The sequence below is a fragment of the Mycobacterium sp. genome (assembly GCF_035603715.1).
Classification (GTDB): Bacteria; Actinomycetota; Actinomycetes; order Mycobacteriales; family Mycobacteriaceae; genus Mycobacterium.
The window spans coordinates 1-12228 of the sequence record NZ_DATNJW010000326.1 but is presented as its reverse complement, the minus strand read 5'-3'; the positions used below and the strand labels follow the sequence as shown (position 1 = coordinate 12228).

Sequence of the window (12228 nt, the reverse complement as noted above, 5' to 3'; positions counted from 1 at the left end):
GCGCCGCGGCCACCGCACGAGACTTATTACCGGTCAGCTGAAGCACTTCGGCACCGGGGCCGACGAAGGTGATGCCGAACCGCGCGCAAGCCGCCGCCAATTCGGGGTTCTCCGACAGGAAGCCGTACCCGGGATACACCGCGTCAGCGCCCGCACGGCGGGCGGTGGCCACGATCTCACCGACCGACAAGTACGCCCGTACCGGGTGGCCGATATCGCCGATCTGATAAGACTCGTCAGCTTTCAGGCGGTGCAACGAATTTCGATCTTCATAGGGATATACAGCGACGGTGCCGACACCAAGCTCATAGGCGGCCCGGAACGCCCGAATCGCGATCTCACCGCGATTGGCAACCAGCACTTTGGAAATCACTTGTATCCCTAACTTCGATTGCTCAGATCAACGTTGACCAGTAGGCCCAGAACCGGACCAGAATCAGCAGAAAGACGGCGGTGAACCAGATTGTCGCGATCGACCAGCGCCAATGGTAGAGCTCGCGCGCAACCGCCCCACCGCGGTGTTCACCGCTCGGCCCGAACGCGATCGAGGCGACCACGACCAACAGCGAGATGGTTGCCACCCACACCACCATGCAGTACGGGCACAATGCCCCGATGCGGTAGAGGCTCTGATAGATCAGCCAGTGCACGAACGCCGTGCCGGCCAGAGTCCCGAGCGTCATCCCGACCCAATACCACCGTGGCAGTGGCACTTTCGCTACCGCCAATACGCCGGTGACCGTCACGACGACGAATGCGCCGATGCCGATCAACGGGTTCGGGAAACCCAGCGCCGATGCTTGTGGCGTCGTCATCACCGAACCGCACGACACGATCGGGTTGAGGTTGCATGACGGCACATAGGCGGGGTTGAGCAGAAGTTCGATCTTCTCGATCGTCAGTGTCGCCGAGGCGATCAACCCGATCACGCCCGCGATGAGTATCCACCACGCACTGGCCCTCGACACGGCCGACTGCGCGGCTGACGGCGGCGTCGAGTCCTCCACCGGCCCATCCGGTTTGGCTGATGCCGTGGCAGTCACGACGCCGCTGGGGTCGCAGCCGAGTCGATTCCGGGCACATCCCCGACGATCTCTTTGATCTTGGCGACAAACGCGTCCGGCGTCGACCACTGGTAGTCCTGGCCATTGATCCGCACGGTCGGGGTGGCGTGAATACCCTGCGATGTCGCCAACCCGTCGACCATCGGCAGATATTTGCCGGCCTTCACGCACTCCGGGACCTTGCCGACCACGCCGGCCTCACGGGCCAATTCGATCAGCTTGGCGTTGTCGGGGAACGATGTCCCGGTCTCGGAGGGCTGAATGTCCTTGGTGTACAACGCGGTGTGGAATCGCCGAAAGGCATCGACCGACTCATCGGCGACACAGTAGGCGGCGTTACCGGCTCGCGACGAGTAGTCCTGGTTCTGCGGCCTGCTCAGCAGGCCCACCATATAGTAGTCGGCCGCGATAGCGCCGTCGTCGATCAACTTGCTCACCGTCGGGCCAAACCCTCGCTCGAAATTGCCGCAGGCTGGGCAGAGGAAGTCCTCGTAGAACGTCACGACCGCTTTCGGATCATGGCTGCCGTCCTTGGTGACCAGCTTGCTCGACGTCACCCGGACTGCCCGCGCGCCGCTGGCGGCGGTCTTCTTGTCGTGCGAGATCACGATGTAGCCGACGAGGACGACGGCGAACAGCACCACGATCGAGGTGAGCCCGATCCGGACCAGCAGGTCGCGTCTGCGACTGGCGGCGTTGAGGTCGTATCGGGCTGGGCGGTTGGATTTGGCGGCCACGGGCTTGCTCACACTCCGGATAGTCGGCTTCGCGGTCCGGCCGCGATGCGCTCTGCGATAGCGACTAAGCCTACCGGCGTCGCTATCGCCAGGTCAGACGCGGCTGAGATGGGCCCGCAGCGCCGAAATCAACTCCGTAGTGGCCGTCGCGCTTCCACCGCCAAGCTGGAAGAAGTTGCCGAAGGCATGGGTCAGCGATCCCATCGAGCGTAAATCGACGGCAGTACCGGCAGCTTGTAACGCGGCCGCGTACTGCTCGCCCTCGTCGCGCAGCGGGTCAAAGCCCGCGGTGGCGATCAGCGCAGGCGGCAGCCCCGACAAATTCTCGGCCAGCGAGGGCGATACCCGTGGATCTGTCCGGTCGACACCAGAACCGTCCAGGTATTGGGCGTGGAAGAAATCCATGTTGTGCTTGGTCAGCACGAAGCCGTCGGCGAACAGGGTGAGCGACCGGGTCTGCGCGGTGAGGTCGGTGATCGGGTACAGGAGCCACTGCAGCACTGGTAGCGGGGCCCCGTCGTCGCGTGCCAGCCGCGACACGACTGTCGCGAGGTTGCCACCGGCGCTGTCTCCGCCAACGGCGACCTTGCCGGGGATCGCCCCTAGGTCGCGGCCGTGTTCGTGCGCCCATCGAAAGGCCGCGTAGGCGTCGTCGACGGCGGCCGGCGCAGGATGCTCAGGCGCTAGCCGGTAGTCGATCGACAGCACGTGGACGTCCGCGTCGCGGCAGGTCAACCGGCACAGCGCATCGTGGGTGTCCAGGTCGCCGATCACCCAGCCGCCGCCGTGGTAGTAGACCAGCAGCGGCGCCGGCTCGGCGGTTGCCGGACTATAGTGCCGAGCCGCGATTTCGCCCGCCGGTCCGGGTATCGACAGGTCGCTGACCCCAACGTGAACCTGCGGGCCCGCGAAGGCGAGCGCAATCTCTCGTGCCTGGGTCCGGGAGGCAACCGGGTCGTCGTCGACGACCAAACCGGTCACGCCGACAGCTCGCTGCGCGGACAGCATCAGCTGCAACGTGGGATCCAGCGTGTTGCCATCGATCGTCACCGAGCGGCCGCCGGCCAGCAGCCGTATGGCGCGACTCGGCACCCAGGGAATGACCTTAAGACCGACTTTGGTGGCGACGCTCTGCAGCCGACCTGCCCACCCACTCGGCGCTTTGACCTGCACGTCCGGCGCGCCTGGCAGACTTCGTGTCATGGCTAGCCCCTCAAATCCCCTGGTCCAATTGAACGACGGTAACTGCATTCCCGCCATCGGATTCGGCGTGTTCAAGATCGCGCCCGCGGACACCGAGCAGGCGGTGGGCACCGCGCTGCGCGCCGGCTACCGCCATATCGACACCGCGGCGATGTACAAAAACGAACGCGAAACCGGCCGCGCTGTCGCCGAGTCCGGCGTGCCCAGAGACGAACTCTACTTGGTGACCAAGCTGTGGAACGCCGACCAGGGTTACGACAGCACGCTGGCCGCATTCGACGCCAGCTTGGATCGGCTGGGGATCGACTACCTCGACCTCTACCTGGTGCACTGGCCGATGCCGAAACTGAATAAATTCGTCGACACCTTCAAGGCGTTCGCCCATCTGCGTGACCAGGGCCGGATCCGGTCCATCGGGGTCAGCAATTTTCAACCGGAGCACATCAATACTTTGGTCGATGCCACCGGGATCGTGCCGGCCGTCAACCAGGTCGAGCTGCATCCCCGGTTGCCGCAAACCGAGCTTCGGGAGCTGCACGCCCGCCTCGGAATCGCGACCGAGGCGTGGGGCCCGCTCGGGCAGGGTTCGTTGCTGACCGATCCCACCGTCACCGCGGTCGCCGAGGACCGCGGCCGAACGCCGGCCCAGGTTCTGATTCGATGGCATATTCAGCTCGGTAACATCGTCATTCCCAAGTCAGTAAACCCTGAACGGATTGCGAGCAACTTCGACGTGTTCGATTTCGAACTAAGCGAAAACGACATGGCGTCAATCTCATCGCTCGACGACGGAAACCGGTTGGGTCCTGATCCACGAACCTTCGACTTCACAGGCAGGTGAATGACGTGACCGGCGAGTCGGGCGCCTACGTCCCATCCATCGCACTCAACGACGAGAACACGATGCCGGTGCTCGGCCTCGGCGTCGCGGAGTTGTCCGATGACGAGACCGAACGCGCCGTCTCGACGGCGCTGGAGATCGGCTATCGGCTGATCGACACCGCCTCGGTGTACGGCAACGAAGCCGCCGTCGGCCGCGCCATCGCGGCCTCCGGAATTCCCCGTGCGGAACTGTTCGTCACGACCAAAGTGGCCAACGCCGATCACGGTTTCAACGTCGCCCAGGACGCCGTCAAGGTCAGCCTGGACAAGCTCGGGCTGGACTACGTCGACCTCTTTCTCATCCACTGGCCACAGGCGCAACTGGGTAAATACGTGGACGCCTTCGGGGGCCTCATTCAGTCCCGCGGCGACGGTCATACCCGTTCGATCGGGGTGTGCAATTTCAACGAGGAATACCTCGAGACGGTGATCGACCTGACCTACGTCACTCCCGCCGTCAACCAGATCGAGCTGCACCCGCTGCTCAACCAGGCCGAGCTACGAGCAGTGAACGCACAACACAACGTCGTCACCGAGGCCTACAGCCCGCTGGCGGTCGGCAGGTTGCTGGATAACCCCACCGTGACGTCGATCGCCGCCGAATACGAGCGCACGGCGGCGCAGGTGCTGATCCGGTGGAGCATTCAACTGGGCAACGTGGTGATCCCGCGGTCCGGGAACCCCGAGCGGATCGCCGGCAATTTCGATGTCTTCGATTTCGAGTTGACCGCCGCACACATGGAAGCCCTCAACGGGCTCAATGACGGCACCCGGGTGCGCGAGGATCCGCTGACCTACACCGGCATCTAGCCGCTATCCGGTCGGGCAGCCCGCCGCGGCCTGACGCAGCACGTTGCTCGACACCAGATCGATCGGCAGCCCGTAGCCGCGGGACACCGCGATGAACTGCATGGCGTACTGGCAGTGGAACGCGGCGTTGGGCGGCATCCACAGCGCGGGCTGGGAATCACCTTTGTCCTGGTTCGCCTGACCTTGTACGGCAAGGAGATTCGCCGGGTCATTGGCGAAGCGGATCCGCTGCGCGACGGGCCAGTCGTTGGCGCCCATGTCCCAGGCCAGCGCCAACGGCACGATGTGGTCGATCTGCACCGCCTCGCCGACCTTGGCGCCGCGGTGGAAGTTGATGGTGGCGTTGGTGTACGGGTCGTGCAGAGTGCCGGTCTCGACGGCATCGGGGCAGTGTTTGGTCCACACGAAGGTTTTGTCGACCAGGTCGCGGTTGAGGATGTCGTCGCGGGTGTCGCACCCGTTATGCCCACCGGGGGCGTCGTTGTCGTCGGTCCACGCTTCGCCGAACGCCGCTCGGTGGTAGTCGTAGTGACGAACCCTCCACGGCACCAAAGTGATTCCGCCCAGCACGTCGACGCCGGGCTGCACAGTCGGAACGTCGGCGCGGGCCGCGAACTCCCGGTCGCGATCCCCCGTCGATGTGACCACCGCCTGATAGGCAACCAGCACAGTGAGAATCGTGATCGCCGAAAGCCACAGCCATGTCTTGCGGGTCATGACTTGTCCAGAAATTCGATGCGTTCGTTACCGGTGAAAGGTGCTGCCAGTAGCTCCAATCCAGGATGGGCGGCCTGATCCTCGTAGACCTGTTCGCAGAAGTCGCGAGCCGCCTCGATGACGTCGCGGTGATCGATCAGCGACAGCAGCCGCAGCGTGATCGCACGGCCGGACTGGCTGCGGCCCAGCACATCTCCCTCGCGGCGTTCCTGCAGATCCAGGTCGGCAAGCTCGAAACCGTCGAGCGTCCCGGCAACCGCGCTCAGCCGCTGGCCCGCCCGTGAGTGCGGCGTCATCCAACTGGCCAACAGACAGATGCTGGCGTGTTCGCCCCGGCCGATGCGCCCGCGCAGCTGGTGCAGCTGGCTGATCCCGAAGCGGTCGGCGTCCATCACCAGCATCACGGTCGCGTTGGGAACGTCGACACCGACCTCGATGACCGTGGTACACACCAGTACATCGATCTCGCGGGCCCGAAACGCCGCCATCACGGCGTCCTTCTCATCGCCGGTCAGCCGGCCATGCATGAGCCCCAGCCGCAGACCGGACAGCTGATCGCGGCCCAGTCGCGCATAGAGTTCCTCGACTGTCGCCGAGGGCCTTTGGTCTTTCTCGGCCTGCCCGCTGCTGTCGCTGTCGTCGATTCGGGGCGCCACCACGTAGGCCTGCCGCCCTTGGGCGACTTCCTCGACGATGCGACTCCAGGCTCGGTCCAGCCAGGCCGGTTTGTCGTTGACGAAGATGGCGGTGGTCGTAATCGGCTGGCGGCCACGGGGAAGCTCGCGCAGCGTCGACGTCTCCAAATCGCCGTACACGGTCAGGGCTACGGTCCGCGGTATCGGCGTGGCGGTCATCACCAGCAGGTGCGGCGTGATGCCGGCAGGCGCCTTGGCCCGCAGCTGATCTCGCTGCTCCACCCCGAAGCGGTGTTGCTCGTCGACGACCACCATGCCGAGCCGGTCGAACTCGACCGCGTCCTGCAACAGCGCATGCGTGCCGACGACGATGCCCACCTGGCCACCGGCGATCTCGGTGCGGACATGCTTCTTCTGCGCCTGCGACATCGAGCCGGTCAGTAGCGCGACACGTGTCGCGCTGTCCTCACCGCCGAGCTGACCACCCATCGCCAGCGGGCCGAGCACGTCGTTGATTGATCGAAGATGCTGTGCAGCAAGAACTTCCGTAGGTGCCAGCAGTGCGCACTGGTAGCCCGCGTCGACCATCTGCAGCATCGCCAACACCGAGACGATGGTCTTGCCAGAACCCACCTCGCCTTGTAGGAGCCGGTTCATCGGCCGGTTGGCCGCGAGTTCGCCGGAGAGGACGTCGAGCACCTCGCGCTGGCCCGCGGTCAGCTCGAACGGCAAGCGGTGCAGCAGTTCGTGTTTGAGGCCGGTCTGACTCGACGGTGCCACCGGCCCGGATTGGGCCAGTTCGCCGTGGCGCCGGCACACCAGCGCCCATTGCAGACCCACCGCTTCGTCGAAGGCCAACCGCTCCTTGGCCCGCCTGCGGTCGGCGTCGTTCTCGGCCAGGTGGATGGCGCGCAGGGCCTCGTCTTCGGAGGCCAGCCTGTGCGCGGCGCAGAGCGTTTCGGGCAGCGGGTCGGGAATCGGATCGAGCACCTCGAGCACCTGTCGAACACAGTTGAAGATGTCCCAGCTCTGCAGCTTCGCGCTGGCCGGGTAGATCGGGTAGAAGGTGCGCTCGAATGCCTCCTGCAGTACTTCCCCGCTCACCGCCTGGGAGGCGTCGGCGATCATCTTCAGTGACCGGCTGCCACGGTTTCTTCCGTCGGCGGCGTCCAGTACCAGAAAGTCAGGGTGCGTGAGTTGCATCGCGCCGCGGAAATAACCCACCTCCCCGGACAACATGACGCGGGTGCCTTTGGACAGTTGGTCGGTGATCCACTTCTTGGGATGAAAGAAGGTGGCGGTGACCTTGCCGCGGCCGGAACCGAGGGTGACGCGAAAAAGCTTGTCCCGTGGGCGGCTTTTGATGGGAAGCAGCGCGGCATCGGTGATCTCGTCGACGAGGGTGATGTGCTCGCCTTCAGGCGGTTGTTCGTCGTCGGCGCCTCGGACCGTGGTGCCTTCGACGTAGCTGCGGGGGTAGTGCCGGAGTAGGTCGTCGACCGTACGGATACCGAATACCTCGTCGAGCGGCCCGGCGGCTTTGGCTCCGACGATGTAATCGAGGCGGTCGCTGAGCGACGCCATGGTTATTCGACCCCGATCAGCAGCGCGTCGCCGCGGTGGCCGGTGCGATAGATCGCGAGCTCGGTGCCGGGGTGGTGGTCGTGCACATGGGCGCGCAGCGCCGACTCGACGGATTCCGCGTCGATGCCCTGGCCGACCAGCACGGTGATCAGCTCGCCGCCGGCGCCCAGCAACAGATCGATCAGGCCGGTTGCGGCCAAAGCGAGGTCGGGTGCCACGATCAGCACTTCGTCGCCGGCGATGCCCAGCCCATTGCCGGGCTCGCAGGTGCCTGCCCAGGTCAACGCCGTTTCGGTGGCTACGCGCACTTCCCCGTACCGGGCGCTGCCCGCGGCGCGGGCCATCGTGTAGCCGTCGTTGACGGCTTGCCGGCCCGGTTCGTGTACCGCGAGCGCGGCCAGGCCCTGCACCATCGATCCGGTGGGCAGCGGGACCACGTCGATCCCCCACCCGATGGCCGCGGTGCACCCAGCCACCAGTTCCTCGGCGAGGACGTAGCCGTTGGGCAGGATCATTACCTGCGCCGCCCCGGTGTCGACGACCGCGCGCAGCAACTGCTGGGCGGTGATCACGGTCGTCGGGTCGTCGGCGAGCGGATCGGGCTGCAGCACGCAGGCCCCTTCGCCGCCGAACAGCTCGGCCGCGCCGTCGCCGTCGACGACCGCGAGCACCGCCCGCTCCCGCGTCCAACTGCCCGGTGGTAACCCGCTGGCGCCGCTGGTGAGCATCGATATCTGGATTCGCCGCGGATCGCCGACCGCAAGACCCGCTTCGATCGCCGCTCCGGCGTCGTCGGTGTGGACGTGAACGGAGTAACCACCGACGACCCCGGACGTGGCGATGGCCACCGATTCACCGAGCTCATCCAGCCGCTCGCGCAACAAGTCGGCCCCCTCGGTGTCGCACCCGCCCAGCAGGTACATCACCTCGAATTGCGGCGCTGGGGGTTGCGCGGCGATTTCGGGGACCGGCCGACGCGGCGCCGGCTCGTAGACCTTGCGGTTTGGCGCCTGACCGGTGATCGTTGAGCGCAGCGCATCCAGAAGCACCAGCAAGCCGCGGCCACCGGCATCGACCACACCCGCGTCGCCCAGCACGTCAAGCTGCTCGGGAGTCTTCTCCAGCGCGATCACCGCGGCCTCACCGGCGACGATGACCGCCGGTGACAGCCCTTCCCCCGCGCTCGCGGACTGCTCGACGGCATCACCGGCGGCTTTGAGCACCGAGACGATCGTCCCGGGGATCTCCCGCCCGCCCATCGAGGCGACAACCAGGTCGACCCCGCGGTGCAGCGCCGCGCCGAGCAGCGCGGCATCGATCTGGTGGAGTTCATCATCGGAGTCGGCAGCAGCGCGTGCCGTCGCGTCGGCGATGCCCCGCAGGATCTGGGACAGAATCACACCGGAGTTGCCGCGCGCGCCGTTCAGCGCCCCCGCGGACAGCGCGGCCGCCGTCGTGACGACATCGGCGGATTTCGCGTCCGTGTTGGCCTCGGCCAGCGCCGAGCGCATGGTGAACAGCATGTTTACCCCGGTGTCGGAATCGGCGACCGGGAACACGTTGAGGCGGTTGATCTCGTCGATATGGGTGATCAGGTCGCCGACGCAGGTGTGCGCCCAGTCACGTAACGCGAACGCATCCAGCGTGCGACCCGGCTCAGTCAGTCCCGACCCCACCTGCCCCAACCCCCTCACGCCGCCATCGGTGGGCGCCAGCCTATCTATTCAGAACGACAGCACTGGTCACACGACACCTGCCGATTGTTGATCGTTTTGGCGGTTCCGCCCGACGGCAGCTATTCTTGCCAGGTCGTCGGGCCACCCGTAAGGTCGTTGGCCCCAGAGTCTGAGGAGTTTCACGTATGGCTGCCGTCTGCGATATCTGCGGGAAGGGCCCCGGCTTCGGCAAGTCGGTGTCACACTCCCATCGCCGGACCAGCCGTCGATGGGATCCCAACATCCAGAGCGTGCGCGTGTCCAACCGTCCCGGCGGTAACAAGCACCGCATCAACGTGTGCACCTCCTGCCTCAAGGCCGGCAAGGTCGTTCGCGGCTAGTTGAGGCCCGGAGGGACTCCGGTGGAGATCCTCGCTGTAATCGGCATCATCGCGGCGTTTGCCGTGGTCTGCGCCGCCATCTATCTGGTCGGGCGCTCACTGCAGCGCAAAGGCCACGATCTCAATTTCGTCGACCCGCACTACCCCGACTCCATGCAAGCGACACCGGGCAACCGGGATGTGACGCCGCCGGGCCGGCCATACCCGGATGACGACACCAGCCTTTTTCTGGACGACGACACCAACTCGGCTGGACAGGATCGACACGAATCGTGAGCCCGCACGGTTAGGTCGAGCAGGCAGCCTCTAGCTCGGCGTGCACCAATTTCAACTTTCGAGCGCTCGCGACGAACTGATTACCGAACTGCGTATCCGACGAGGTCGGCGCCGCCGGGTCGGTTGACGCGACCTGACTTTGCGCGACCCAACGCTTCCACTGCTCGAACATGTCACGGTTGATCGTCACGATCTGGTCCGTGCGGGGCCGAATATCAGGCGTGGTGACGCGGTTTGCATACGCCTGCAACTCGTTGAGCATGGTCTGGTACTTCACCGCGGTTGCGTCATTGTCGCCCTTGGACTTCAACGCCGCCGAGCGCGCCGAGGCCAGCTGCGACTGGTAGTACGTCCACATCTGCTGTGCGGTAGCACAATCCGCCGGCTTACCTCCAGGGCTCATGACCAACACCCACACCGAGACGGCGATAGTCACCGCGAAGGCGCCGGCCGCTGACAATCGCAGCGCCGTGCGGAATGAATGGGCGCTTCCCTCGGTCAACGCTGAGCCGTCATGACGGGGACGGTGGGCGTCGGTAGCGCGCCGTTCACTATCGGAATAGTGCCGCCGCAACCATCGGGAAGGTAAAAGGTCTTGCCCGGATACAGCGCCGCGGTATTCGCTATTTCGTTGAGCGACACAGGTTTCCACGGCATGGTTATCGGATAGCCGGTGATGCCACCCAGATCGCCGGTGCCTTGCATCACCTTCGTCGTCTGCATTGCGTAGGTGTTCTCGATCCAACGGGCTTGGTAATACCTGCCATCCGAACCCTGGACCATTTTTGTTATCCCGGTGTCCTGGCTGCCGGTGATGCGGATCTTGTAGCCCTGTTGCAAATCGAACCCGTCGGCAGTGTCGCTCAGCCCGGTCTTGTCGGTGGTGAGCAGACCGGTGGACGGCCCGGTCGCGAGCTTGTCGGAAAGGTTCGTCGGCCGCCACGGGACGACCGGCCCCTGCGGCGGAACGGGGCTGTCGTAGCCGTGCGACGAGTCGACTTGCCACTGACCGGACGCGGCGTTGTGACCCGCAGGCGGGGCGCCCAACGGGGTTCCCGGGAACGTCAGCGGTACCGGTAGGTCGCCGTCGGCCATGCTGATCGCGGACGCCAATTCCTGATCGACGGTATTCGCCTCGACCACAATGGCATCCAGCCGGGGCTGTAGCTGCTGCTCGGCGATCAGGGCTTCCATCGGCGGGCCGTTGAATGTCGAATCAGGGACCACCTTGTTGGTCGACGCGTCGATCGTCATGTGCAACGCGGCGGCATCGTGACGCAGCGTGCGCAGTTTGGACTGCACGCGTTCGATGCCGTCGGCGGCACTTCCCGCCGCTTGGGCCACCATCAAGGACTCATTGCCGTGCTCATCGAGGTCTTGCCGAATCGAGGCGTTGGTGTGCTTTCTCGCCTCGGCGGTCGCGCCCTGCCACGAGTCGAAGACCGACAGCGTGCTCAGCTGACGGGAGGCTTCCAAGGTGGCCTGTCCGCGCGCGGTGCCCGCATGGAACACCTCGCGCACCGCCTCGGCGCTCCAGCGGTCGATGTCAGCAATCGTCAGCGTCACGAATCACGCCCAGTTACGGCGACGTGCGCCGCCCGGAAGTTTCTCTGAGCCACCACCATCACCTCCTGCTGCGGTTCGTCATTGTTCCACAGCAGCGTTCGGTACCGAGCGCCGTTAGCTCAGCTCGTTACGGCAGTTGCCAGTCGATGGGCTCGGCACCCATCTGAGCCAGCAGTTCGTTCGCTCGACTGAACGGACGCGAGCCGAAGAATCCCCGCGACGCCGACAGCGGTGAGGGATGCGGTGATTCGATCGAGAGACAATCGCTGCCGGCCAGCATCGGCTTGAGCGTCGACGCGTCGCGGCCCCACAGAATGGCCACCATCGGCTGTCGACGGTCGACCAGTGCACGGATCGCGCGCTCGGTGACCGCCTCCCAGCCCTTGCCGCGATGGGATGCCGAGTTACCAGGCTGGACGGTCAGTACTCGGTTGAGCAGTAGCACCCCGCGCTGCGCCCACGGTGTGAGGTCGCCGCAGGACGGCACCGGAAAGCCTAAGTCTGTGCGATATTCGGCGAAAATGTTCTCCAGACTCCGCGGCAGCGGCCGGACGTCGGCGGCCACCGAGAAGCTCAGACCGACGGCGTGTCCGGGCGTCGGATACGGGTCCTGGCCCACGATCAGAACCCGGACCTTGTCGAACGGAAAGGTGAAGGCGCGCAAGACATACTCACCGGCAGGCAGGTAACCACGACCG

General features: G+C 65.4%; 14 protein-coding genes. 4 read left to right on the top strand and 10 right to left on the bottom strand.

The genetic code is table 11. From position 1 onward, the window contains the following. From VN856_RS13485 to VN856_RS13470, 4 genes are all read right to left on the bottom strand, one after another. The coding region (locus VN856_RS13485) for a biotin carboxylase N-terminal domain-containing protein (protein WP_325689788.1) at positions 1-373 on the bottom strand (373 nt) is incomplete at its 3' end. 22 nt (positions 374-395) lie between these two features. Then, positions 396-1043: a vitamin K epoxide reductase family protein gene (locus tag VN856_RS13480; RefSeq protein WP_414686947.1), complete on the bottom strand. Its 648-nt coding sequence runs from the start codon at positions 1041-1043 to the stop codon at positions 396-398. Further along, the gene (locus tag VN856_RS13475) at positions 1040-1801 is read right to left on the bottom strand and encodes a DsbA family protein (RefSeq protein WP_325689792.1); all 762 of its coding nucleotides are present in this window, start codon (positions 1799-1801) and stop codon (positions 1040-1042) included. Before VN856_RS13475 ends, VN856_RS13480 begins: the two co-directional genes overlap by 4 nt. 93 nt (positions 1802-1894) lie before the next feature. Then, positions 1895-3004: an alpha/beta hydrolase gene (locus VN856_RS13470; RefSeq protein ID WP_325689784.1), complete on the bottom strand. Its 1110-nt coding sequence runs from the start codon at positions 3002-3004 to the stop codon at positions 1895-1897. Here VN856_RS13470 and VN856_RS13465 point away from each other — a divergent pair. Both VN856_RS13465 and VN856_RS13460 read left to right on the top strand, forming a co-directional pair. Next, positions 3003-3845, top strand: a complete 843-nt coding sequence (locus tag VN856_RS13465) for an aldo/keto reductase (protein ID WP_325689782.1) — start codon at positions 3003-3005, stop codon at positions 3843-3845. The genes VN856_RS13470 and VN856_RS13465 overlap by 2 nt on opposite strands. A gap of 5 nt (positions 3846-3850) precedes the next feature. Continuing rightward, a complete protein-coding gene (locus VN856_RS13460; protein WP_325689780.1) occupies positions 3851-4696 on the top strand; it encodes an aldo/keto reductase in 846 nt (281 codons plus the stop codon). A 3-nt stretch (positions 4697-4699) separates the two neighbouring features. Here the strand turns inward: VN856_RS13460 and VN856_RS13455 are convergent, their stop codons facing one another. Genes VN856_RS13455 through VN856_RS13445 form a run of 3 tightly spaced genes read right to left on the bottom strand, consistent with a single transcriptional unit; the run spans position 4700 to position 9296 of the window. Continuing rightward, on the bottom strand, positions 4700-5413 hold the full coding sequence (locus VN856_RS13455; RefSeq protein WP_325689778.1) for an HNH endonuclease family protein: 714 nt from the start codon (positions 5411-5413) through the stop codon (positions 4700-4702). Then, the gene (recG, locus tag VN856_RS13450) at positions 5410-7632 is read right to left on the bottom strand and encodes an ATP-dependent DNA helicase RecG (RefSeq protein ID WP_325689776.1); all 2223 of its coding nucleotides are present in this window, start codon (positions 7630-7632) and stop codon (positions 5410-5412) included. Before recG ends, VN856_RS13455 begins: the two co-directional genes overlap by 4 nt. A 2-nt stretch (positions 7633-7634) precedes the next feature. Further along, positions 7635-9296, bottom strand: a complete 1662-nt coding sequence (locus VN856_RS13445; RefSeq protein WP_414686948.1) for a DAK2 domain-containing protein — start codon at positions 9294-9296, stop codon at positions 7635-7637. A gap of 197 nt (positions 9297-9493) precedes the next feature. Here VN856_RS13445 and rpmB point away from each other — a divergent pair, with 197 nt between their 5' ends. After that, a complete protein-coding gene (gene rpmB / locus VN856_RS13440) occupies positions 9494-9688 on the top strand; it encodes a 50S ribosomal protein L28 (protein WP_325689774.1) in 195 nt (64 codons plus the stop codon). Positions 9689-9709: 21 nt separating this feature from the next. Next, entirely contained in the window at positions 9710-9964 is a 255-nt protein-coding gene (locus VN856_RS13435) for a hypothetical protein (RefSeq protein ID WP_325689772.1), read from the top strand. A gap of 10 nt (positions 9965-9974) precedes the next feature. Here the strand turns inward: VN856_RS13435 and VN856_RS13430 are convergent, their stop codons facing one another. The 3 genes from VN856_RS13430 to VN856_RS13420 form a co-directional block, all read right to left on the bottom strand. Beyond that, entirely contained in the window at positions 9975-10466 is a 492-nt protein-coding gene (locus VN856_RS13430; RefSeq protein WP_325689770.1) for a hypothetical protein, read from the bottom strand. Beyond that, positions 10463-11530, bottom strand: a complete 1068-nt coding sequence (locus tag VN856_RS13425) for a hypothetical protein (RefSeq protein ID WP_325689768.1) — start codon at positions 11528-11530, stop codon at positions 10463-10465. Before VN856_RS13425 ends, VN856_RS13430 begins: the two co-directional genes overlap by 4 nt. Positions 11531-11657: 127 nt before the next feature. After that, positions 11658-12228: uracil-DNA glycosylase (locus tag VN856_RS13420; protein ID WP_325689766.1), on the bottom strand; the 571-nt coding region annotated here is incomplete at its 5' end.

Bases quoted from the DNA above. Each gene is read 5' to 3' on its own strand.
- VN856_RS13465 (WP_325689782.1), top strand. From the start codon at position 3,003: ATGGCTAGCCCCTCAAATCCCCTGGTCCAATTGAACGACGGTAACTGC.
- VN856_RS13470 (WP_325689784.1), bottom strand. From the start codon at position 3,004: ATGACACGAAGTCTGCCAGGCGCGCCGGACGTGCAGGTCAAAGCGCCG.
- recG (WP_325689776.1), bottom strand. From the start codon at position 7,632: ATGGCGTCGCTCAGCGACCGCCTCGATTACATCGTCGGAGCCAAAGCC.
- VN856_RS13455 (WP_325689778.1), bottom strand. From the start codon at position 5,413: ATGACCCGCAAGACATGGCTGTGGCTTTCGGCGATCACGATTCTCACT.
- rpmB (WP_325689774.1), top strand. From the start codon at position 9,494: ATGGCTGCCGTCTGCGATATCTGCGGGAAGGGCCCCGGCTTCGGCAAG.